The organism is Demequina sp. B12 (assembly GCF_028823635.1).
Lineage (GTDB): Bacteria > Actinomycetota > Actinomycetes > Actinomycetales > Demequinaceae > Demequina.
Genome location: NZ_JAPEHU010000002.1, coordinates 300,633 through 322,709 on the forward strand (window position 1 = coordinate 300,633; position 22,077 = coordinate 322,709).

Annotated in this window: 19 protein-coding genes; 10 read left to right on the top strand and 9 right to left on the bottom strand. The window is 62.5% G+C overall.

Going from position 1 to position 22,077, the window contains the following annotated elements; translation table 11 throughout:
* The first annotated feature begins 71 nt into the window (after positions 1-71).
* Positions 72-425 (top strand): iron-sulfur cluster insertion protein ErpA, encoded by a 354-nt coding sequence (erpA, locus tag ON058_RS05940; protein WP_274668110.1) that lies wholly within the window; start codon positions 72-74, stop codon positions 423-425.
* Between the two features lie 110 nt (positions 426-535).
* Here erpA and ON058_RS05945 read toward each other — a convergent pair whose 3' ends face one another.
* Positions 536-1,660 (bottom strand): cysteine desulfurase family protein, encoded by a 1,125-nt coding sequence (locus ON058_RS05945; protein WP_274668111.1) that lies wholly within the window; start codon positions 1,658-1,660, stop codon positions 536-538.
* Positions 1,661-1,692: 32 nt separating this feature from the next.
* Here ON058_RS05945 and coxB point away from each other — a divergent pair, with 32 nt between their 5' ends.
* Genes coxB through ON058_RS05960 form a run of 3 tightly spaced genes read left to right on the top strand, consistent with a single transcriptional unit; the run spans position 1,693 to position 4,689 of the window.
* A complete protein-coding gene (gene coxB / locus ON058_RS05950; RefSeq protein WP_342452996.1) occupies positions 1,693-2,562 on the top strand; it encodes a cytochrome c oxidase subunit II in 870 nt (289 codons plus the stop codon).
* Complete coding sequence (gene ctaD, locus ON058_RS05955) at positions 2,562-4,283, top strand: cytochrome c oxidase subunit I (RefSeq protein WP_274668112.1); 1,722 nt, start codon at positions 2,562-2,564, stop codon at positions 4,281-4,283. The genes coxB and ctaD overlap by 1 nt, the downstream gene beginning before the upstream one ends.
* 4 nt (positions 4,284-4,287) lie before the next feature.
* Positions 4,288-4,689 carry a cytochrome c oxidase subunit 4 gene (locus ON058_RS05960; protein WP_274668113.1) on the top strand — a complete coding sequence of 134 codons (402 nt, stop codon included), beginning with the start codon at positions 4,288-4,290 and terminating at the stop codon, positions 4,687-4,689.
* Positions 4,690-4,922: 233 nt separating this feature from the next.
* Here the strand turns inward: ON058_RS05960 and ON058_RS05965 are convergent, their stop codons facing one another.
* From ON058_RS05965 to ON058_RS05985, 5 genes are all read right to left on the bottom strand, one after another.
* Positions 4,923-5,540 (bottom strand): superoxide dismutase, encoded by a 618-nt coding sequence (locus tag ON058_RS05965; RefSeq protein WP_274668114.1) that lies wholly within the window; start codon positions 5,538-5,540, stop codon positions 4,923-4,925.
* Between the two features lie 232 nt (positions 5,541-5,772).
* Positions 5,773-7,494, bottom strand: a complete 1,722-nt coding sequence (locus tag ON058_RS05970; protein WP_274668115.1) for a cytochrome bc complex cytochrome b subunit — start codon at positions 7,492-7,494, stop codon at positions 5,773-5,775.
* Positions 7,494-8,567: a ubiquinol-cytochrome c reductase iron-sulfur subunit gene (locus tag ON058_RS05975; protein ID WP_274668116.1), complete on the bottom strand. Its 1,074-nt coding sequence runs from the start codon at positions 8,565-8,567 to the stop codon at positions 7,494-7,496. Before ON058_RS05975 ends, ON058_RS05970 begins: the two co-directional genes overlap by 1 nt.
* Positions 8,564-9,346, bottom strand: a complete 783-nt coding sequence (locus tag ON058_RS05980) for a c-type cytochrome (protein WP_274668117.1) — start codon at positions 9,344-9,346, stop codon at positions 8,564-8,566. Before ON058_RS05980 ends, ON058_RS05975 begins: the two co-directional genes overlap by 4 nt.
* A 13-nt stretch (positions 9,347-9,359) precedes the next feature.
* Positions 9,360-9,998, bottom strand: coding sequence for a heme-copper oxidase subunit III (locus tag ON058_RS05985; protein ID WP_274668413.1), 639 nt, complete (start codon positions 9,996-9,998; stop codon positions 9,360-9,362).
* 107 nt (positions 9,999-10,105) lie between these two features.
* On the opposite strand from ON058_RS05985, the gene ON058_RS05990 reads away from it, so the two are divergent.
* Entirely contained in the window at positions 10,106-10,534 is a 429-nt protein-coding gene (locus ON058_RS05990; RefSeq protein ID WP_274668118.1) for a hypothetical protein, read from the top strand.
* A 38-nt stretch (positions 10,535-10,572) separates the two neighbouring features.
* On the top strand, positions 10,573-11,613 hold the full coding sequence (gene trpD / locus ON058_RS05995) for an anthranilate phosphoribosyltransferase (protein ID WP_274668119.1): 1,041 nt from the start codon (positions 10,573-10,575) through the stop codon (positions 11,611-11,613).
* Between the two features lie 31 nt (positions 11,614-11,644).
* On the opposite strand, the gene ON058_RS06000 is transcribed toward trpD, so the two are convergent.
* Positions 11,645-13,342: a DEDD exonuclease domain-containing protein gene (locus tag ON058_RS06000; protein ID WP_274668120.1), complete on the bottom strand. Its 1,698-nt coding sequence runs from the start codon at positions 13,340-13,342 to the stop codon at positions 11,645-11,647.
* Between the two features lie 385 nt (positions 13,343-13,727).
* On the bottom strand, positions 13,728-15,512 hold the full coding sequence (locus tag ON058_RS06005) for a long-chain fatty acid--CoA ligase (RefSeq protein ID WP_274668121.1): 1,785 nt from the start codon (positions 15,510-15,512) through the stop codon (positions 13,728-13,730).
* A gap of 92 nt (positions 15,513-15,604) precedes the next feature.
* On the opposite strand from ON058_RS06005, the gene ON058_RS06010 reads away from it, so the two are divergent.
* Genes ON058_RS06010 through ON058_RS06025 form a run of 4 tightly spaced genes read left to right on the top strand, consistent with a single transcriptional unit; the run spans position 15,605 to position 19,977 of the window.
* Positions 15,605-16,570, top strand: a complete 966-nt coding sequence (locus ON058_RS06010; RefSeq protein WP_274668122.1) for an ROK family glucokinase — start codon at positions 15,605-15,607, stop codon at positions 16,568-16,570.
* Positions 16,571-16,596: 26 nt separating this feature from the next.
* Positions 16,597-17,370 carry a 1-acyl-sn-glycerol-3-phosphate acyltransferase gene (locus ON058_RS06015; RefSeq protein ID WP_274668123.1) on the top strand — a complete coding sequence of 258 codons (774 nt, stop codon included), beginning with the start codon at positions 16,597-16,599 and terminating at the stop codon, positions 17,368-17,370.
* A 53-nt stretch (positions 17,371-17,423) separates the two neighbouring features.
* A complete protein-coding gene (locus tag ON058_RS06020; RefSeq protein ID WP_274668124.1) occupies positions 17,424-18,623 on the top strand; it encodes a pyrophosphate--fructose-6-phosphate 1-phosphotransferase in 1,200 nt (399 codons plus the stop codon).
* Positions 18,624-18,627: 4 nt separating this feature from the next.
* The gene (locus tag ON058_RS06025; protein WP_274668125.1) at positions 18,628-19,977 is read left to right on the top strand and encodes a class II 3-deoxy-7-phosphoheptulonate synthase; all 1,350 of its coding nucleotides are present in this window, start codon (positions 18,628-18,630) and stop codon (positions 19,975-19,977) included.
* A gap of 96 nt (positions 19,978-20,073) precedes the next feature.
* On the opposite strand, the gene pknB is transcribed toward ON058_RS06025, so the two are convergent.
* A complete protein-coding gene (gene pknB, locus ON058_RS06030; protein WP_274668126.1) occupies positions 20,074-22,023 on the bottom strand; it encodes a Stk1 family PASTA domain-containing Ser/Thr kinase in 1,950 nt (649 codons plus the stop codon).
* Between the last annotated feature and the right edge of the window lie 54 nt (positions 22,024-22,077).

Below are 22,077 nucleotides of genomic sequence, written 5' to 3' on the forward strand. Positions count from 1 at the left end.
ACAGACGTGGTGGGAATAATCCGGTGGGCCGCGTACATTAGACGAGTAGGAACTAGGAAAGGAGGCGGCCTGTGACAGATACTGCGACCGAGGTCTCGAGCCACGGAGTTGTGATTACTGATGCCGCTGCCAGCAAGGTCAAGAGCCTGCTGGAGCAGGAAGGCCGCGATGACCTACGACTGCGCCTGGCTGTGCAGCCCGGTGGGTGTTCGGGCCTGATCTATCAGCTCTACTTCGACGAGCGTTCGCTCGATGGCGACGCCGTGCGCGACTTTGATGGCGTGCAGGTGGTCGTCGACAAGATGTCGGTTCCGTACCTCGACGGTGCGACGATCGACTTTGCCGACACGATTGAGAAGCAGGGCTTCACGATCGACAACCCCAACGCTGCGAGTTCGTGTGCGTGTGGAGATTCCTTCTCCTAAGCCCGCAGATATCGACGCTTGAACGGGCGGTGCGAGTCCGTACCTTAGAGGTACGTTGACTCGGCCGCCCGTTCTGCTGTTTCTGCGTACGTTGACGGGCGGACCCGTTGCTACGACGTCATTGACTGCCGGACAACTTCGATTACTCGTGGCATCGTCGCGAGGAAGCGCTCAATCTCGCCGTCGGTGATGCCGGGATGAAGGCCGATGCGGAGATTGCCATGCGTCAAGGCACCCATCGCCGCGAGGACCTGGCTGGGTTGGAACTGCGCCTTGCCACATGCCGAGCCGGATCCCACCGCAAAACCCTCCCTGTCGAGTCGAGTGACCAGTGGCTCACCGTCAAGGTAGAGGAATGCGGCGGTGAGGAGATGGGGGAGGCGTTCCACCTCATCACCCACAACGTGCACGCCTTCGAGTTGGGCGAACCCGGCCCTCAAGCGCGTCACAAGGTCAAACTGGCGTTGCGACTCGCGCTCCATGTTCTCCACGCGTTCCTGCAATGCCACCGCCGCCGCCAGGGCTACGGGGACGGAGACTCCTCCCGGAGCCCAAGGGTCGTCGCCCGCCGGCCAGGCTTCCAGCCATCGGGTCTGGGGCCTCACTGCCACGATGGCAAGACCGGCAGGCGCACCCCAGTCTGAGGGGTCCGCAATGAGTGCATCCCAGTGTTCCGGGGCATCAACATGGCCGATGCTCGCAGTTGCGTCCACAATCAGTGGCACCCCCGCGGCGTTGGCGACGTCGTAGATCCGGTCCAGGCGCTGGATGGTGCCGATCTCTCGGTTGGCATGTTGAACAGCGGCGATGGCGACGCGCGGATCGGACAGCGCGTGTGCAAAGGCCGCAACGTCGAGATGGCCTGAACCGTCGACGTCGATGCGGTCGACTGCACCGGGCGCAATAAACTCAGCGACGTCCGTCAGTGCCTCGCGCTCGATTGCCGACATCACCATGCGGTCGCGCCCACGCCGCGCTGCGTACATGCCCCGAACGATGCGTTCACACGCCATGGGAACCGAGTGAGCGAAGTACACGTTGTCTTGAGGAACAGCGAGAACCTCCGCGATGGCGCCTCGTGCACTATCGAGGATCGTGCGAGCCTGCCGTGATTCTGTCGTGAGACGCGCCGGATCAGCCCAACCGTCCACCAATCCCGCGGCGAGGGCTTGAGCGGTACGAGGAGTGACGGGCGAACGCCCGCCAGCATCAAGGAAGGTGCGGCGTGCTGGCATGCCCACACGTTATCGCGCGCTAGACTGACCGCGTGTCCTCAACTGTTCTTTTCCGCATGCCCCGAAAGGCCGCCATCGGTGCCGGCGCCGCGGGTGTCGCGCTAGCCCTCGCAGGATGTTCGCAGGGTATTGAAAATGGCGCGCTCCCGTCGACCCCCGAGATCACCGACCAAACCGGCACGATCATCCAGCTCTGGAATGGGTCGTGGATCGCCGCGCTGACAGTCGGCATCATCACCTGGGGCCTCATGCTCTGGTGTGTTGCTGTCTACCGCAAGCGCAAGGGCGACAACAAGCTTCCCGTCCAGACGCGCGTACACCTCCCCTTGGAGATCATGTACACGCTCGTCCCGATCATGGCCATCGGCGTGCTGTTCAAGTACACCGCCGAGGACATCGCGGAGATCACCGCAATCCCGGAAGACCCGGATCTAGAGATCCAGGTCGTCGGTAAGCAGTGGAGCTGGGACTTCAACTACCTCAGCGACGATGTCTTTGATCCGGGCGTCCAGGCGCAGCTCACGGGAGAGGACGGTGTCGAGGCAACCCTCCCCACCTTGTATCTGCCCGTTGACGAGACCGTGCTGTTCACCCTTGACTCTCGCGACGTCATCCACTCGTTTTGGATTCCTGCCTTCTTGTACAAGGAAGACACCGTTCCCGGCCGCACCAACGAGTGGGCTGTCACGCCCACCCAGACTGGTACCTACCAGGGCAAGTGTGCTGAGTTGTGCGGTGAGTTCCACGCCTCGATGCTTTTCAACGTCAAGGTTGTCGAACGCGACGAGTACAACGCATACATGCAGGAACTCCGCGACAAGGGTTATGAAGGCGCACTCGGGCTCGAGTACAGCCGTGACCAGGTCGTCGAGTTTGCGAATGAGCACGGGGAGACCGAGTAATGGCACACACTCCTGGAGAAACGCCCCGCGAGCTTGAGACTGCTCCTGCTCCGGCCCGCCAGCACCGCTCTGGTTCTGCCGTGATCAAGTGGATCACCTCCACTGACCACAAGACCATCGGGTACATGTACCTGATCACGTCGTTCTTCTTCTTCATCATTGGCGGCGTGCTCGCTCTGCTCATCCGTGCGGAACTCTTCGCACCCGGTATGCAGGTGGTGCAGTCGGCAGAGCAGTACAACCAGCTCTTCACGATGCACGGCACGATCATGCTGCTGTTGTTCGCAACGCCGCTGTTTGCGGGCTTCGCCAACGTCATCACGCCGCTCCAGATCGGTGCCCCCGACGTCGCCTTCCCGCGACTGAACATGTTCGCCTACTGGCTGTACCTGTTCGGCGGAATCATCGCCGTTGCTGGATTCTTTACCCCGCAGGGTGCGGCGTCGTTCGGTTGGTTCGCGTACGCGCCACTGTCCAACGCTGTGTACTCACCTGGCGTGGGTGGAAACCTCTGGGTCTTCGGGCTTGCGCTGGGTGGATTCGGAACCATCCTTGGTGCAGTGAACTTCATCACCACGATCGTGACGATGCGCGCACCGGGCATGACCATGTTCCGCATGCCGATCTTCACCTGGAACATCCTCGTGACATCGATGCTGGTGCTCGTAGCGTTCCCGCCGCTGGCTTCCGCACTGTTCGCGCTCGGCTCCGACCGCGTCCTCGGCTCGCAGGTCTTTAACCCGGACCACGGTGGCGCCATTCTGTGGCAACACCTGTTCTGGTTCTTCGGCCACCCCGAGGTGTACATCATCGCGTTGCCATTCTTTGGCATCGTCTCTGAGATCTTCCCTGTGTTCTCGCGCAAGCCGCTGTTCGGTTACCACGGACTTGTCTACGCGACCATCGCTATTGCTGCGCTTTCCGTCACGGTGTGGGCACACCACATGTACGTGACCGGCGCGGTGCTGTTGCCGTTCTTCGCCTTCATGACGATGCTCATTGCAGTGCCCACAGGAGTGAAGTTCTTCAACTGGATCGGCACCATGTGGCGAGGGAAACTCACGTTTGAGACACCGATGCTCTGGTCGGTGGGCTTCCTTGTCACCTTCCTCTTCGGTGGCCTCACCGGTGTGATCCTCTCGGCGCCGCCGCTGGACTTCCCCATCTCAGACTCATACTTCGTGGTGGCACACTTCCACTACGTGGTCTTCGGAACCGTGGTGTTCGCGATGTTCGCCGGCTTCTACTTCTGGTGGCCAAAGTTCACCGGAAAGATGCTGAACGAGACGTGGGGCAAGATTCACTTCTGGTTGCTGTTCATTGGGTTCCACACGACCTTCTTGGTCCAGCACTGGTTGGGCGCAGAAGGCATGGCCCGCCGCTACGTTGACTACCTGGTCGAGGACGGCTTCACCTGGATGAACCAGCTGTCGACGATCGGCTCGGTCGTGCTTGCGCTGTCCACCCTGCCGTTCTTCTGGAACATCTACATCACGTCGAAGCGTGCACCCAAGGTCGAGGTCGATGACCCGTGGGGCTACGGCAACTCGCTTGAGTGGGCCACGAGCTGCCCGCCGCCGCGCCATAACTTCACGTCCATTCCGCGTATCCGTTCGGAACGCCCCGCGTTCGACTTGCACCACCCGGAGGCCGCGGCCCGTGACCACGCAGGTTCGCACCACGCTCCCGTGGATGCCGCACCTGTGACGAAGGGAGCATAAGCTCATGCGTCTCGAAGCCAACATCTTTGCGTTGCCGTCGATCTTCTTCCTCGGCGCGGCGCTGGTCTACGGATTCCTGACTGACTGGACGGAATGGGTCGGCTTTACCGGCATCCTGCTCACGTTCGGCATGTTCATCATGGTCGGCGTCTACTTCAAGATGCTGCAGAAGCGTCACGGCGAGCGCCCCGAGGACCGGGAAGAAGCCGAGATCTCGGAACTGTCCGGTGAACAGGGTTTCTACGCGCCTTGGAGCTGGTGGCCGCTGGTGCTGGCCGCCGGTGCAGCGCTTGCGTTTGTCGCGCTGGCCGTGGGCTGGTGGATCATGGTTCCCGCGACCATCGTTGGAGTCATCGGACTTGCCGGTTGGGTCATGGAGTTCTCTCTGGGCCGACACGCACACTAGGGAGTCTCCCAGCGCGTTTACTGACGCGACGGGACCAAGAGAGAGGCCCGGTGCCCCCGCAGGGGCACCGGGCCTTTTTCGTTTTTGCCCCGTCAGTGCGCTGATGGGGTATGTGGGTGGCTGCTCCCCAGCCAGGCGCGGTGGTGGAGCGGACCGCGTTCATGCAACAGCAAAGGCGGCGGCTCCGCGAGGGAACCGCCGCCTTGTACAGCGTGCTGTTGGCGTCTTTGGTCTTACGCGATGATGCCTTCGACCTGGACTGCCTTGGCGAAGCGTGCCTGGACATTGCTCCAGTCCACGATGTTCCACCAGGCCTTGACATAGTCGGCCTTAACGTTGCGGTACTGGAGGTAGAAGGCGTGCTCCCACATGTCCAGCATCAGCAGCGGAATGAGGCCCACAGGAACGTTGCCCTGCTGGTCGTAGAGCTGCACAATCACGAGCTTCTTGCCCAGGGTGTCCCACGCGAGGATGGACCATCCTGAGCCCAGAATCGTCATCGCGTTCTGGGTGAAGTGGGCCTGGAACTTCTCGAATGAACCAAAGTTGTCATCGATCGCGGACGCGAGCTCGCCGGTGGGCTTGTCTCCGCCGTCGGGCGACATGTTGGTCCAGAAGATGGAGTGGTTGGTGTGGCCGCCCAGGTGGAAGGCAAGTGCCTTCTCCAGGCCGCCCACGGCACCAAAGTTGTCGGTGTCACGAGCTTCGGCAAGCTTCTCAAGCGTGGTGTTGACGCCAGCGACATAGGCGGCGTGGTGCTTGCTGTGGTGCAGTTCCATGATCTCGCCAGCAATGTGCGGATCGAGGGCACCGTAGTCGTAGCTGAGATCTGGCAGTACGTAGTCAGCCATGCTTCCTCCATGTTGCACGCGGCCATGGGGTGGGGCCGCGTTGGGGTTTCCGGGTACGGGTCGAGCCTATCGCTCTCAGAGCAACTTGTGGCCACCGTTCCCGCATGTGACAACACCGTTTTTCCTGGGCACATTCCACGTACGGGGGAGCGGAGCCGGGCTCATGCGTAGAGATACGGAAGAGGGCGGCTCCCCAACTGGGGAACCGCCCTCTTCCGTGTGAGCTTGTGACCTACTTGTCGGTGGACTCCGCCTTGTCGACGGACTCCCATTCCTTGTTCAGTCGCTCATCAGCGTGTTCCGCTTCAACGGCTTCAGCTTTGCCTTGTTCGCTCGGGCCGTGGTGGCGCTGCGCCTCCTGGTACTCCTCCCAGGTGACGGGCTCCACACGCTCCTCGTAGTAGAACTTTGACAGGCGCTGCTTGAACAGATCCCACTTGTATCCGGGACGGCGAACGCCACGTTCGTTGAACTCCGGCTCAATCTCAAGCGGCTTGCGGTTGTCGTAGTTGACGCGCAACCAGACTTCCTGCTCGTCGAGCGGCTGGTGGACCTCGATGTACTCGCCGTTCTCGTGACGGACGATGGTTCCCGTCTCGTGGCCGTGAAGGACGAGCTCACGGTCCTTGCGCTGGAGACCCATGCAGATGCGCTTGGTGATCCAGAATGCGAGCGGCGGGAAGATGAAGATCGTCCATTGGAAGAAGATCGTGAGGTCGTTGAGTGAGAGGTGGAAGAGGGACGCAACGATGTCGTTCGACCCTTCGATCACCAGGATGACGTAGAAGACGATCATCGCGACGCCGATACCCGTGCGCACGGGTGCGTTCCGGGGGCGATCCAGCACGTGCTTCTCGCCCTTGTCACCGGTGGCCCACGCTTCAAGCCAGGGGTAAAGCGCAATGATTCCGAAGAACAGTCCGGGGATGATCACTGCCGGGAGGAGGATGTTCATCGACAACGTGTAGCCGAAGATTTCCCATTCCAGCGGCAGACCAAACACCCAACCCGGCATCAGGCGCAACGCGCCGTCGACAAACAGGATGTACCAGTCGGGCTGGGTACCTGCGGACACAGGGGAGGGGTCGTAGGGTCCGTAGTTCCACACGGGGTTGATGGTGAAGACCGCAGCGACGAGCGCCACGACACCGAACACGACGAAGAAGAATCCGCCGGCCTTCGCGGTGTAAACCGGGAACAGCGGGAGGCCAACGACGTTCTTGTGGGTCTTGCCGCCACCGGGGTACTGCGTGTGCTTGTGCAGGAACACCAGGAACAAGTGGAGCGCGACCAAGGCGAGGATCAGACCCGGCACGATCAGCACGTGCGCAGTGAAGAGCCTAGGAATGATGTCGACTCCGGGGTACTCGCCTCCGAAGAGCCAGTAGCTGGTGTAGGAGCCGATGAGCGGGATCGACTTCACCACGCCATCGATAATGCGAAGACCGTTTCCAGACAGCACGTCGTCGGGCAACGAGTAGCCGGTGAAGCCTGCCGCGAGGCCAAGGATCATGAGGGTGAAGCCCACGAGCCAGTTGAGTTCGCGGGGCTTGCGGAATGCACCCGTGAAGAACACACGGCACATGTGCGTCATGATCGCCGCAAGGAACAGTAGTGCCGACCAGTGGTGGATCTGGCGAATCAGTAGACCACCGGGCACCTCGAACGACGTCTTCAACGTCGATGCGAAGGCTTCCGTCATGGCCACGCCGTGCATGGTCTCGTAGGGACCTTCGTAGTGCACTTCCGTCATCGACGGCACAAAGAACGCCGTCAGGAACACGCCCGACAACAGCAGGATGATGAACGCGTAGAGCGCAATCTCACCCAGCATGAATGACCAGTGGTCAGGGAAGAGCTTGCGTGCAAAGAACTTGACGAAGCCACCGATCGAGGTGCGCTCGTCGACGTAGTTAGCGGTACCTGCCGCCGCGTTGTTGAGTTTGGCGCCCATTAGTGGCTCTCCTCCTGGACGTCTGCAGCGGCGGTGTCACCCTTGAGGCGCTCCCAGTACGACGGGCCGATGGGCTCGTCGAAGTCGTTCTGGGCAACGATGTAGCCCTCATCGTCAACTGCGATGGGGAGCTGGGGGAGGGGCCGCTTGGCGGGACCGAAGACCACCTTGGCGCCGTCTGCCACGTCGAACGTCGACTGGTGGCAGGGGCACAACAAGTGGTGAGTCTGCTGCTCGTAGAGCGCCACGGGGCATCCCACGTGGGTGCAGATCTTGGAGTAGGCGACGATGCCGTCGAACGACCAGTCCTCGCGACCTGCCTGAATCTTCATGTCCTGGGGATCCAGGCGAATCAGCAAGACAACGGCCTTGGCCTTTTCCACCATCTTGTGGTGGTGATCGAGGTCGTTGAGGCCTTCGGGGATAACGTGGAAGACGGAGCCCATGGTGACGTCTGATGCCTTGATGAGGGCGCCATCGGGGTCGCGTGCTAGGCGAACACCGGGGCCCCACAAGGTGTGACGGAACTTGGACACGTTCCAGTCACCGCCCATGTTGCCGATCTGGGGGACCAGGACGGCGAGCGGGGCGATGGCGAGGGCAGTGATGAGCGAGCCCTTGAGCACGCTACGTCGCTTGGCACCCTCGCCGCCGAGCGATGAGTCGGCGGCGCCGTCCTTGAGGTTCTGAACAGCGCCCTCACGTGCTTCATCAGAGGAACGCAACTCGTGCCGCTCTTCGACCATCTCGTGGTCGCGCATGAGGGTCTTGGCCCAGTGAATCGCACCAAAACCGATGCCGGCCATGGCGAGCGCGATTCCCAGTCCAATCCACATATTGGTGTTCTGGATGGTGGCGACATCGCCGCCATCGCCCACGTCCTTGGTGAAGTAGGCCCACAGTGCGATGCCCGTGCCGATGACGGAGAGTCCAAACAGTGCGGCGACCTGGCGTTCAGCCCGCTTGTCCGCTTTGGGCTCGACGTCTGCACGGCGAGGCCGGTGCTCCGGGAGGCCTGGGTCGACGAAGCCCTCCTGGGGCTCGTTGTCGGGGGTGTTCTCGGGGGTACTCATGAAGAACGTGCTCCTACCCAGATGGTGCTGGCAATGATCAGGCCGAGCAGAATCAGCCAGGCCCACAGGCCTTCGGACACCGGACCGATGGCGCCAAGAGAGAGGCCGCCGGGCGATCCTGCCTGCTGCGCTTCCAGGTAGGCGATGACGTCGCGCTTCTGCTCGGGGGTGACGTTGGCGTCGTTGAACACCGGCATGGACTGGGGGCCGGTCAACATCGCCTCGTAGATGTGTTCTGGGGTGGTCTCCAGCAGCGAGGGCGCGAACTTGCCCTGCGTCAACGCGCCGCCGCCACCAATCGAGCCGTGGCACATGGCGCAGTTGGTGCGGAACACCTCCATGCCGTTTGCAGCATCACCCAAGGAGCCATCAACTTGTTCAGCCGTGGGGATTGCGGGTCCTGCGCCGAGCGAGGCCACCCAGGCAGCGAGCTGGTTGATCTCGTCCTGAGAGAACTGGACCGGCTTCGCGGGGGCCTGCGGACCCGAGGCCTGCATTGGCATCCGGCCGGTACCGACCTGGAAGTCAACAGCAGCAGCGCCGACTCCGACCAGTGACGGCGCCACGCCATCCTGACCTTCGGCATCGAGGCCGTGGCATGAAGCACAGTTCGCGGCGAACAGACGTTCACCCGCGACGACATCGTCGGCGGAGGCTTCTGCTGTAGCGGTGGCAGAGGGCGCGGCAAAAGCAGCCGCGCCAGTGATGAGGGCGAGAAGCGCGAGAACCAGGAGTAGCGGTGCTGCCTTGTGGTGGCGCTTGCGTGCGAGTGTGTTCATCAGCGACACATCCCTACTGAACCAGGTAGATCGCGGCGAACAGGGCGATCCAGACGACGTCGACGAAGTGCCAGTAGTACGACACCACGATGGTGGTGGTGGCCTCGTGGGTACCGAACTTCTTCGCAGCGAACGAGCGTGCGAGCACGAACAGCATAGCGATCAGCCCGCCCACCACGTGGAGGCCGTGGAATCCCGTGGCGAGGTAGAACACCGAGCCGTAGGGGCTGGACGAAAGTGTCAGACCGTGGGACACGAGTTCTGCGTACTCAAACACCTGGCCCGCCACAAAGATCGAGCCCATGATGAAGGTGAGAACAAACCACTCGTGCATTCCCCACTGGCGAACGTTCCACAGTGAGCCCGTACGGCGGCGCTGATAGCGCTCAGCGGCAAGGACTCCAAACTGTGCAGTGAAAGAGGACAGCACCAGCACGGTCGTGTTCGCCAAAGCAAACGGCACATTGAGGAGTTGTGTCTCCTCCGCCCAGACCTCGGGGACCTGAGCCCGGAGTGTGAAGTACATCGCGAAGAGGCCCGCGAAGAACATCAACTCGGAACTGAGCCAAACGATAGTGCCAACAGCTACCTGGTTTGGGCGCGTGGCATGGATGGGTGACGGCATAGTCGTCGCATGGGACATAGGTCCCATTATTGCGTACGTCAAGACCTCCGGGCACCACGACGCGGCGGTCGCTCCATGACCGTTCTCACAGTGGTCAACGAACGGCCTGCGCAGAACGTGCCAGAATGGGCGCCATGAGTGATGTGGCCAAGCACGAGTCCCATGCGCCCGCCCCGGCAAAGGCTCGGATCCTCTTGTACAGCGACGACCGGAACGTACGCGAGAAGGTGCGTTTCGCCGTGGGCGCGACTACCCACGGACGTGAGATCGAGTGGCTCGAGACTGCGACGCATGACGCGGTGATCGATGCCGCCGACCACCAGAAGTTCGACCTGCTGATCCTGGACGGCGAGGCCGCGAAGTCGGGCGGTATGGGTATCTGCCGCCAGCTCAAGCACGAGTTGTTCGTGTGCCCGCCGATTCTTCTTCTTGTGGGTCGCCCCGGCGATGCCTGGTTGGCGACGTGGTCTGAAGCTGACGCGGCAGTGGCGCACCCCCTCGACCCGATTGTGGTGAGGGAGAGCGTGGACGCGTTCTTCGCTCCCGCCGCCCAGGCGTCGTAAGGCGTCACCCGTTTCGTCACCAATCGAAGGGCTGCCCTATGGCCGCGTTGCAAGAGCTCTTGTCCCGCCTCGTCGAACACGATGACCTCACTGCGGCCGAAACTGCTGCCGTCATGGATGACATCCTCACGGATTCAGCGTCGCCCGTGGCGATGGGAGCCTTTCTTGCTGCGCTTCGGGTGAAGCGGGAAACCCCTGCGGAGGTCGAGGGGCTCGCCGCTGCGATGCTGGCGCACGCACTGCGCTTTGAGGTGCCCGGGCGCACCGTTGACATCGTCGGCACCGGTGGAGACGGTTTCTCGACTGTGAACATCTCCACGATGGCATCGATCGTTATCGCTGCGACGGGCCTGACGGTGGTCAAGCACGGCAACCGAGCGGCGACCTCGAAGTCCGGAAGTGCCGATGTTCTGGCCGAGTTGGGCGTCAACCTTGACCTGCCGGCGGAGCGGGTCGCAGAACTTGCAGGTGAGGTAGGGATCACCTTCTGCTTCGCGCAAGTGTTCCATCCCGCCATGAAGTTTGCGATGCCCATTCGCAAGGAACTCGGGATCCCTACGACGTTCAACATCTTGGGCCCGCTGACTAACCCCGCGCAGCCTCAGGCGAGTGCTATCGGCTCGTCCAGCATGCGTGTCTCTCCCGTGTTGGCTGGAGTGATCGCTTCGCAGGGGCGTGAAGCCTTGGTGTTCCACGGTGACAACGGTCTTGACGAACTTGCGGGAACTTCCCCCGCCACAGTGTGGGAAGTGCGCGGGGGAGAGGTGAACGAACTTCGCTTGGACCCGGTCGCGGACTTGGGGCTGCAGCCATTGGAAATCGAGGATCTCCGCGGTGGCACAGCTCAGGAGAACGCTGCGGTGGCGCGCCACGTGTTTGACGGCGGCCGTGGTCCGGTCCGGGAGACCGTTGTGCTGAACGCGGCTGCCGGACTTGTGGCAGACGCGACGCTGGCCGGAACAGCTTCCGGGACCTTGGTTGAGCGTTTCGCCGCAGCCCTGGGCCATGCAGAGAAGGCGCTTGATTCCGGCGCCGCCCATGACGTCCTCGCGCGGTGGGCAGCGGCGACACAGGCGTAAGTGCCCCCTGCGGGGATTCTGTTCAGGCGGATTAGCTACGCAGCTGAAGGTGATGGGCGCGCGATTCTCGATCTGCTCTTCTTGCATCTACCCAGCGGTGATAGCGGCCCGGACCATTGATAGGGGACGCCCACTCGCCATCGACGTACAAGAGACGTGTTCCTGGCCTGTCGAGCCAGCGGAGCAGTAACTCAGACTCCTCGACGAGCGTGTCGTCGACCGCGGTAGTCGTCCACTTGTCGCGCAGACGATCTGCGCATTTCCACACTCCGCTGGTCACCGTTGCCGCGCCGACGAGGGCCCCTTGGGACATCGATGCCAACTCCCAACCGCTCGCCGTTTCGTGAACAGCGACGATGCTGCATGCCCGTAGTGATGTGAGCCGCGCCGTGCGTTCGGCGGCTTCAACGATGGCGCTCAGGCGATCTCGAGTGTCCGCGGCGCGTTCATACTCTTCACGGGCTGCATGATGGTCGACAGCTCGAGCGAGTGCGGTCACGACTGGACCAATGTCGGATCCCAGCGCTGTGGTGGCGCGAGCAACGGCGGAGGCATACTCACCGGTGGCCCCGGCGACGCACGGTGCAGAGCAGGCTCCGAGGTCTTTCAGCATGCAGGCCCGGGCACCGGCGCGCGGTGTGATGGTCAGGCGAGTGGCGCAGGTCCGGATCTGTAAAGCCTGTTGAAGTCCTTCAATGGCGAGCTTTGCGTCCGCCCCGGAGCGCATGGGGCCGAGGTGGGCATCATTGACGCTTGCTGTGCGGCTCACGACGAGTCGCGGGTACGGCTCGCTGGTGAGTTTTACCCATGGCGTGCGCTCAGGGCGCGCAGACCGACGGTTGTAGCGGGGCCGCCACTGATCGATGAGGCGAGTCTCGAGCACGATGGCTTCGAGGGCAGTTGCGCATACCGTGACGTCGACATCGACCGCGAGTTCCACCATCTCTTTGATACGACCGCGGGTTTCTGAACTGGTGAAGTACTGCTTGACCCGGGCACGCAAGTTTTTAGACGTGCCGACGTAGAGACGCTCGCCCTGAGGACCCTTGAAGACGTAGACCCCCGGCTTAGCTGGCACGGTGTCTGCGAGTGTGGCCTTCGCACGGGTCGTGGGTGAAACACGCGACTTCAACGTGTCCAGGTCGCCACGGTGGGTCACGCCAAATGCTGCCAAACGTTCAAGCATCCCGTGCAGAATCTCGCCGGTCGCGCGGGCATCGTCGAGCGCGCGGTGGTTGGGCGTGACTTCGGTTCCGAACACGCGGGCTAGCGTGCCAAGTTTGCGGTTAGGGGCCTCTTCTTTGGTGACCACCCGGCGGGCAAGCGTCAGTGTGTCGAGCACCTCGACCTTGGGCCAGGAATACCCGTGCTGGTGGCAAGCCGCGCGGAGGAAACCGACGTCGAAACGTGCGTTGTGCGCCACGAACACGGCATCCCCGATGAACTCGAGAAGCGCGGGAAGGACCTCCTGGATTCGGGGCGCCGCCATGACCATCGCATCGGTGATCCCGGTCAGCGCGACGATCATGGGTGGAATGGCGGTGCCGGGATCGATCAGCGTGTGGAACTCTCCGATGACTTCTCCACCGCGGAGTTTGACCGCGCCGATCTCGGTGATGCCGCATGACTGAGGGGACGCGCCGGTGGTCTCGAGGTCGAGGACCACGAACGTCGTCGCGGACAACGGCTCGCCAAAGTCGTCCAACGTCGCGACGGTGTTTTCCTCCATGGCGTCGACGTTACGCCTCACCTCTGACACAGAGGGGGCACGGGGGCAGCGGGAGGTTTGTGGTCACCAGTGTCAGACCCTCGCCGTACGGTGCCCACATGCTCATTGATTGCGATTCCTGCGAAGTCCGGGGCGCATCGTGCCGCGATTGCGTCGTGTCATTTCTGACGATTCCGGTGCGTGCCCCGGATCGTTCCGAGGTTACGGAAGTTGTTGCTAACGCGAGTTTCGTCACCTCGGGGGCGACAATTGAGCTCGATGCCGATCAGCACCGGGCAGTTGTTGCGCTCGCAGGGGCGGGCCTCGTGCCGCCGTTGCGCCTTGCGCGCCGTGGGGGAACTGCAACGGCGCCCAGCGGCCGGGTTGGCCGCCGGGCAGTCGCGAGTTAGTGAAGGTGCTTGCCCTGGTAGATGCCGTCGATCACGGGCGCGAAGTCTGCGAGCACTCGTCCCCTTTTCACCTTCAGTGACGGCGTGAGATATCCGTTCTCAATGGTGAGGTCTTCGTCGAGGATGCGGTACACGCGAACCGACTCTGCTCGGGAGACGTGAACATTGGCGCGGTCGATCGCCTTCTGGATGCGTCCCTGAATGCGGGGGTCTTGGGCTGCTTCCGCAGTGGTCATGGGGTCCCAACCCTTGCCCTTCAGCCAGCCAGGCAGCGCCTCGGCGTCCAGCGTGATGAGGGCAGAGATAAACGGCTGTGCATCGCCCACCACCACGCACTGGCTGACGAGCGCGTAGGCGCGAATGCGGTCCTCAAGCTCTGCGGGCGCAACGTTCTTTCCGCCGGCGGTCACAATGATCTCTTTCTTGCGGCCAGTGATGGTGAGGTAGCCATCATCATCTTGATGGCCCAGGTCACCGGTGTGGAGCCAGCCGTCAATCACCGCATCGGCCGTGGCTTCGGGGTTGCGGTGGTAGCCACGGAAGAGTTGTTCACCGCGCATCAGTACTTCGCCGTCCTCCGCAATACGGACTTCAAGCCCAGGCAACGGTGGTCCGACAGTGCCGATCTTAGCCAGGTCGGTGCGGTTCACGTGGGATGCCGCATTGGTTTCGGTCAGGCCGTAGCCCTCGAGCACTGTGAGCCCCAGGCCGCGATAGAAGTGGCCCAGTCGTTCGCCCAGTGGCGCGGAGCCCGACACTGCCCAGTGAGCACGTCCGCCCAGCGTCTGACGAATCTTCGACAGCACCAACCTGTCTGCGATGGCGTGGCGAGCTTTGAGCATGGCGCTGGGGCCACCCGGAGCGTCGAGCGCGCGCGAGTAGTCAATGGACTGCTTGGCCGCCCACCGGAAGATCTTGACTTTGCCACCCGCCGCGGCCTTCTGCTCTGCTCCGTTGTAGACCTTCTCGAATACACGCGGTACCGCCAGCAGCAACGTGGGGTGGTACGTGCCGATGAGCTTCACCAGTTTGCTTGAGTCGGGGCAGTAGCCGATGCGCATACCCGTCGACAACAGGATGTGCTGCACGAGCCGGGCAAGAGAGTGGGCAAGAGTGAGGAACAGGACCGTCGACGCGTCTTCTTCGAAGACGATGTCGTGCATCTCTGTGACCATGCCATCGATGTGGCGAACGTAGGAGAACTGGGTGAGTTCCACACCCTTGGGATTGCCAGTGGTGCCCGAGGTGTACATGATCGTCGCGAGCGTGTCGTGGGTAACCGTGGCAAGGCGTGCTTCGAGTTCCGCGTCGGTGACCGAAGCTCCCTGCGCTGCCAGTGTTTCCATTGCGCCGTCTTCGATGACCAACACCTGGGACAGGGGATTGGTGTTCTGTTCGCGGACCGCGTGGGCACGTTCTGCGTGCGCAGCAGACTCTGCAATGACGATAGACACACCAGCGTCCTCACAGATCCACTGAATCTGGGAGACGGAGGAGGTGTCGTAAATCGGGACCGGCACCGCACCTGCGGTCATGATGGCGAGGTCGGCAACGGTCCACTCCCACCGCGTGCGGCTCAAGATGGCGACGCGGTCTCCAGGGGCCACACCTGCGGCAATCAGGCCTTTGGCAACGTTGTCGACCTGGAGCCGGGCGTCCTTCGCGGTGACGTCGACCCACTCGTCGTTGGCGTCCGGGTAACTGACCACCACGGCGTCTCCCTTGTCGTCCCACCGGGAGCGAACAAGGTCAATAATGTGTGGAGCATATGTAGGAGCCATCAACATGGGTCTTTCGTCGGCGTTGTGAGAGGTCGCGCTCACGATACCCTTTTTGTAGGCCCAACCCCTGACTCGCGAGGAGTGTCACTGGCATGCATGCTGTCGGCGTCGACATCGGCGGTACCAAGATTGCGGTGGGCGTCGTTGACGACGCTGGCACCATTCTCGCAAAGGTTCGTCGCCCCACCCAACCTGAGAATCCCGAAAGCATCGATGCTGCAATTGCCGATGCGGTCAAGGAGCTGGGGCAGGACTACGACTTCCAAGCCGTCGGCCTGGCGGCAGCCGGCTTTGTCTCCGCCGACCGTGAACGGGTGCTGTTTGCCCCCAACATCGCGTGGCGGGAGTATCCATTGGCGGCGCGCGTTGCCGAACGAACCGGCCGTTCCGACCTTCGCGTCGTGGTCGAGAACGACGCGAACGCCGCTGGCTGGGCCGAGTTTGCCTATGGTCCCGCTCGTGACGCCTCCAGCATGATCATGCTCACCATCGGAACAGGACTCGGCGGCGCGATCATCTCGGACGGCGCGTTGGTTCGCGGCTCCGCGGGCTTTGCTGCTGAACTAGGTCACGTTCGTGTGGTGCCGGATGGCCACCCCTGTGGCTGCGGCCACCGTGGGTGCTGGGAGCAATACGCATCCGGCTCAGCGCTCGTGCGCGAAGCGCGTCGCGCCGCAACCGAACGGCCAGTCCGCGCCGCCGGACTGATTCGGTTGGCGGGCGGTGACCCCTCAATGATCGCAGGGCCGCACGTGACCGAGTCTGCCGCCGATGGCGACGAACTCGGTGTCGAGCTTCTCCATGAGTTGGGACGATGGATCGGCGTCGGGGCCGCTTCGATGTCCGCAGTTCTCGACCCAGAGATGTACGTCATTGGTGGGGGAGTTGTCGCCGCAGGCGACATGCTCCTGGGCCCGGCACGCGACGCATACCGGGGCGCACTGCCCGCGCTCGGCCACAGGCCTGTTGCCCCTATCGTGGCTGCATCAATGGGAAATGACGCCGGAATTGTCGGTGCCGCCGCACTCGCGCGGGATGCTGCCTCTTCAGGCGAGTAGGCTAGACCGGGAGGTTCACTCGGACCATGTACTACCGCTTGTTTAAGCACGCCCTCATTGGCCCACCGGTCAAGGCGTATTACCGACCCTGGATTGAGGGCGAAGAGAACGTACCCGAAAACGGTGGCGCTATTTTGGCGAGCAACCATCTGTCGTTCTCGGACTCCATCTTTTTGCCGCTCGTCCTCGAACGCAAAGTCGTGTTTCTCGGGAAAGCCGAGTACTTCACCGGCAAGGGCCCCAAAGGCTGGGCTACTCGCGCATTCATGGAGGGTGTGGGAGTCATCCCCGTCCACCGTGGTGGTGGACGTGCCTCAGAGGCAGCACTCCGCACTGGCCTTCAGGCGCTTCAAAGCGGCGAGTTGCTTGGCATCTATCCCGAGGGCACTCGTAGCCCCGATGGGCGCCTTTACCGAGGCAAGACGGGTGCCGCACGCATGGCGATTGAGGCCGGAGTGCCCATCGTTCCTGTAGCGATGATCGACACTCACATCGCACAGCCCATCGGACAGAAGGTCCCCTCGCGCCACCCCATCGGAGTGCGCATCGGCGAACCCATCCGCATCGAGGCCTACGCAGGCCGTCAAGATGACCGCGACGCATTGCGCGAACTCACTGACGTCGTGATGCGCGCCATCCAGGAGCTCTCTGGGCAGGAGTACGTCGACCGCGACGCAGCCCAGTACAAGCGCGCGCTCGATCGTGCTGCCCGCGAAGGCACCGCCGCTCCCAGCGCCACCAGCTTCCAGTCCCCACCGTCGGCGCCATCGGCCGCCGAAACCAAGGAAGAGCAGCAATAAAGCGTCCCCCTAGAATGCTTGAAGAGAACTATCCCACCCACGAAAGGTCTGCTATGTCGGTCCGTCGCGTCGCCCTGCTCACCGCGGGCGGTTTCGCCCCGTGCCTGTCCTCCGCTGTCGGAGGCCTAATTGAGCGCTACACCGAGATCTCCCCTGAGGTTGAGATCATTGCCTATGAGCACGGCTACTGGGGGCTCTTGCAGGGCAAGTACCTGGAAGTGACGCCCGCGGTCCGTGAAAAGGCCGGACTCCTCCACGAGTTTGGTGGCTCGCCCATCGGTAACTCGCGTGTCAAGCTCACCAACTACGACGACTGCTTCAAGCGTGGACTCGTGGGCGAAGGCGAAGACCCGCTCAAGGTTGCCGCAGAACAGCTCAAGGCTGACGGCGTTGACGTGTTGCACACCATTGGTGGCGACGACACCAACACCACCGCTGCCGACCTCGCCGCGTACCTGCACGAGAACAACTACGAACTCACCGTCGTCGGTCTGCCCAAGACCATCGACAACGACGTCGTGCCCATCAAGCAGTCGCTTGGTGCATGGTCCGCTGCGGAGCAGGCCGCCGAGTTCGCTCAGAACGTGATCGGTGAACACCGCTCGGGCCCGCGCATGTTGATCATCCACGAAGTCATGGGCCGTGCATGCGGATGGCTGACCGCCGCCGCGGGTATGAAGTACCGCCAGTGGTTGGACACTCAGGAGTGGCTGCCGGAGATTGGCCTGTCCAAGGAACGTTGGGACATCCACGCCCTCTACGTGCCGGAGCAGAAGCTTGACCTCGACGCCGAGGCCGAGCGCCTCAAGGCCGTCATGGATGAAGTCGGCAACGTCAACATCTTCCTGTCGGAAGGTGCCGGTGTACCGGAAATCATCGCCGAGATCGAAGAAGCCGGCGGCGAAGTGGAGCGCGATCCCTTCGGTCACGTCAAGCTCGACACCATCAACCCCGGCCAGTGGTTCGCCAAGCAGTTCGCGGAGCGCCTGGGTGCCGAAAAGGTCATGGTGCAGAAGTCCGGGTACTTCTCGCGTGCGGCTAAGGCCAACCCTGAAGACCTGCGTCTGATCAAGTCGATGACCGACCTTGCCGTCGAATGCGCACTGCGCGGCGAAGCAGGCGTCATTGGCCACGACGAAGAGGACGGCGACCGTCTCAAGGCCATTGAGTTCCCGCGTATCGCGGGCCACAAGCCTTTCGACGTCACCACTCCTTGGTACCGCCAGACCCTGGCGGACATCGGTCAGGGCTAACCCCGTGAGTGAAGCAGCTCTCGCGGCCGCGGGCGTCGACTCCTACCTGTCATGCGAAGCGAAGCAGCAGCCCTCGTGGCCTGACGCAGACGCTCTCGCAGAGGTAGGAGCGCGCCTGCGGGCAGTCCCCCCACTGGTCTTCGCGGGCGAGGCTGACATTCTGCGTGAACATCTTGCTGCTGCAGGACGAGGGGAAGCCTTCGTCCTGCAGGGCGGTGACTGTGCAGAGATCTTCTCCGAGGCCACGGCTGACCGCATCCGCAACAAGATCAAGACCATCCTCCAGATGGCAGTGATCTTGACCTATGGCGCGTCAACCCCGGTCGTGAAGATTGGTCGCATGGCGGGGCAGTACGCCAAGCCACGATCCGCAGACTCTGAGACTCGCGACGGCGTGACCCTTCCCGCGTATCGGGGCGACATTGTGAACTCGCATGCGTTCACGGAAGAGTCGCGAATCCCCAATCCAGAGCGGTTGATGGATGCGTATCACGTGTCGGCGTCCACGCTGAACTTGATGCGCGCCTTCACCCAGGGTGGATTTGCGGACCTGCGCCTCGTGCACTCGTGGAACAAGGGCTTTGCCGCCAATCCGGCCAACGCGAAGTACGAGCAGATGGCCGCGCAGATTGACCGTGCAGTGCGGTTCATGGCCGCGGCTGGTGGAGACTTCGACGCCTTGAAGTCCGTCGATTTGTTCTCTAGCCACGAGGCTTTGTTGCTCGACTATGAGCGTGCACTGACTCGCATTGACTCGCGTTCAGGTGAGGCGTACGACTGCTCTGGCCACTTCCTGTGGATCGGGGAGCGCACACGAGAACTCGATGGAGCTCACGTGGAGTTCATGTCGAAGATCCGCAACCCCATTGGAGTCAAGCTCGGCCCCACTGCGGCGCCGTCTGACGCACTGGCATTGGCAGAGAAGCTCAACCCTGACAATGTGCCAGGGCGACTGACGTTCGTGGCACGTATGGGCGCTGACAAGGTGCGAGACGCCTTGCCGACGTTGGTCGAGGCTGTGCGCGATGCTGGGGTTGCTGTGACGTGGCTCACGGATCCGATGCACGGCAACACCTTCACCTCAGAGTCGGGTTACAAGACCCGCCGCTTCGACACGATTCTTGATGAGGTGCGTGGCTTCTTCGAGGTTCACAAGGCTCTGGGCACCGTTCCGGGCGGTCTGCATGTCGAACTCACAGGCGACGACGTGACCGAAGTGATGGGCGGTACCGAAGAGATCGACGACGACGGTCTGGCTGCGCGTTACGAGACGAAGGTGGACCCACGTCTGAACCACTGGCAGTCGTTGGAGATGGCGTTCCAGGTCTCGGAGTTGTTGTCCGAGTCGCGCTAGGCGCACCAGAGACATGAGTGAGGGCCCGGTCTTGTGACCGGGCCCTCACTCATGTTCGGGGCAATCCGTAAGGCGGAGGTTGTTGTCGAGTAGTTGCTAATACTCGAGGAAGATCTCCGTGCCGCGTTCCACTTCTGTGTTCGGCCCGGGGGTCATGTTGTAGACGCGGGTGGTGAAGTTCCAGGGGTTGTCGTCGCCGTCGACGGTGAGTCCGAGTGCTTCGAGTTCGGCCTTAGCGTCCGCAAACTCGTCGCCACGGAGGTCCGGCACACGCACCAGGGGATAGCCCTCAGACACGGTCAGCGTCATCTCTTGGGTACGGAACCCGTCGGTTTCGCCTTCCGGTGTCTGCACATAGACCTCACCAATCTCGACCTCGTCGGTGCGGCCGTACTCGATCGTGGGAGTAATGCCATACGTGCTGAGTTCCGCAATGGCGTCCTCCTCTGTGAGGCCCAGGACTGACGGGGTGGTGATGGGCTCAGGGCCCTCGGAGACCGTCAACTCGATTGCGGTGTCGTGATCCACGGACTCGCCCTCGCCGGGGGAGACGCTGATGACTTCTCCGGCAGGAATGGTGTCCGAGTACTTCATGACTGGATCCGCCAGCGAAAAGCCCGCTTCGTTGAGGGCGGACTCGGCATCCTCACGCAGTGAACCCACCACGACCGGCACCTCGAACTGTTCCTTGCCGAGGGACACGAAGATCGTGACCTCCGCATTGTTCAAAGCACGTTGCTGCGCCGCGGGGTCGGTGCTGACGACGTTTCCTGCTGCGATGGCATCGTCGTAGACCTGATCCTCATTCACGACGAAACCAAGGTTCTCCAACACATTGGTGGCGTTCTCCGCGCTTTGCCCCACGACCTCTGGCACCGTGGTGTAGGCGCCGGGACCTACGGCTTGGTACCACCACAATCCAAGTGAAGCCATGACGAGCACCGCAGCGGCGGCGGCACCCACCCACCATGCAGCCTTGTGTGAAGGGCGCTCTGGTTCGCGTGCTTCAGGGTCATCGTCGGTGAGGTGTTCGGCGTAGGCCTCCATGTCCATGCCCGCGCCATCGAGTCCAATGGGAAGCGCAACGGTGGTGCCAGCGGGGGTATCTTCTAGCACCGATGTTGCATCGTGCGGGATGACGACAGGAACCTGACCCGAAGGACGGTCGGCGCGACGGGCAAGCGTGGGGTCATCAAGTGACGTACGAAGGTCCCGCACCAATGCCAACGCTGCCGCAGCATCGGCCGGCCGGGCCTGTGCGTCACGGTTGGTGAGTGCCGCGACTGTCTCGTCGACTTCCACCGGCAACCACGCGAGCTGCGCCGACGGAGCGGGGACATCTTCGTGAACGTGCCGTGATGCCAACGCGAGCGCGGTTTCGGCCGCAAAGGGCTGCTTGCCGAGGAGGAGTTCGTACAGCAGAATTCCCGCGGCGTAGACATCGCTCCTGGCATCCGCAACGCCGTGGGTGACCAGTTCAGGCGCGAGGTATGCCACCGTTCCCAAGAGTGTGCCGGTGGCGGTGCTCGTCACCTCCGTCACAGCGCGGGCGAGTCCGAAGTCGGTGAGTTTGGGCTCACCTTCTGCATCGAGCAGTACGTTTTCTGGCTTGAGGTCTCGGTGAACCAAGCCTTGCTGGTGGGCCGCGGCGAGGGCGGTGAGCACCTTTGTCGTGATCTCGAGCGATTCGCCGACGCTCAGGGGACCTTCGCGGTTGAGGCGTTGGCGGAGGTTTTCGCCCGGGACATACTCCATCGTCAAGTACGACAGAGATCCGTCGACGCCTTGGTCGTAGACGCGCACCATCCCTGGGTGGGTGAGCCGTGCGGCAGCTTTCGCTTCACGTCGGAAGCGCGAGACGAAGTCGGCTTCCGACGCATCGGCGGCAAGATGCGGATGCATGACCTTCAACGCCACGTCGCGTTCAAGACGTTTGTCGAAGGCGACGTAGACCGTTGCCATGCCGCCCGCGGCTACGCGTTCGCGCACCTCATAGCGGCCGTCGATAAGGCGGCCAAGCAACGGATCGGTCATGGTCTCAGACACGGGTTCATTGTATGCAAGGAGAGGGCGACTCCATGGCGGCCGTGCGGTGAGCCG

What these genes read in the sequence shown, in the direction of transcription:
- ON058_RS06020 (WP_274668124.1), top strand. Translation starts at nt 17,424, where the DNA reads ATGTCGGTCCGTCGCGTCGCCCTGCTCACCGCGGGCGGTTTCGCCCCG.
- ON058_RS05975 (WP_274668116.1), bottom strand. Translation starts at nt 8,567, where the DNA reads ATGAGTACCCCCGAGAACACCCCCGACAACGAGCCCCAGGAGGGCTTC.
- ON058_RS05990 (WP_274668118.1), top strand. Translation starts at nt 10,106, where the DNA reads ATGAGTGATGTGGCCAAGCACGAGTCCCATGCGCCCGCCCCGGCAAAG.
- ON058_RS05970 (WP_274668115.1), bottom strand. Translation starts at nt 7,494, where the DNA reads ATGGGCGCCAAACTCAACAACGCGGCGGCAGGTACCGCTAACTACGTC.
- ON058_RS05980 (WP_274668117.1), bottom strand. Translation starts at nt 9,346, where the DNA reads ATGAACACACTCGCACGCAAGCGCCACCACAAGGCAGCACCGCTACTC.
- ON058_RS05945 (WP_274668111.1), bottom strand. Translation starts at nt 1,660, where the DNA reads ATGCCAGCACGCCGCACCTTCCTTGATGCTGGCGGGCGTTCGCCCGTC.
- ON058_RS05985 (WP_274668413.1), bottom strand. Translation starts at nt 9,998, where the DNA reads ATGGGACCTATGTCCCATGCGACGACTATGCCGTCACCCATCCATGCC.
- ctaD (WP_274668112.1), top strand. Translation starts at nt 2,562, where the DNA reads ATGGCACACACTCCTGGAGAAACGCCCCGCGAGCTTGAGACTGCTCCT.
- ON058_RS06015 (WP_274668123.1), top strand. Translation starts at nt 16,597, where the DNA reads ATGTACTACCGCTTGTTTAAGCACGCCCTCATTGGCCCACCGGTCAAG.
- ON058_RS05960 (WP_274668113.1), top strand. Translation starts at nt 4,288, where the DNA reads ATGCGTCTCGAAGCCAACATCTTTGCGTTGCCGTCGATCTTCTTCCTC.
- ON058_RS06000 (WP_274668120.1), bottom strand. Translation starts at nt 13,342, where the DNA reads ATGGAGGAAAACACCGTCGCGACGTTGGACGACTTTGGCGAGCCGTTG.
- ON058_RS06005 (WP_274668121.1), bottom strand. Translation starts at nt 15,512, where the DNA reads ATGGCTCCTACATATGCTCCACACATTATTGACCTTGTTCGCTCCCGG.
- ON058_RS06010 (WP_274668122.1), top strand. Translation starts at nt 15,605, where the DNA reads ATGCATGCTGTCGGCGTCGACATCGGCGGTACCAAGATTGCGGTGGGC.
- ON058_RS05965 (WP_274668114.1), bottom strand. Translation starts at nt 5,540, where the DNA reads ATGGCTGACTACGTACTGCCAGATCTCAGCTACGACTACGGTGCCCTC.
- trpD (WP_274668119.1), top strand. Translation starts at nt 10,573, where the DNA reads ATGGCCGCGTTGCAAGAGCTCTTGTCCCGCCTCGTCGAACACGATGAC.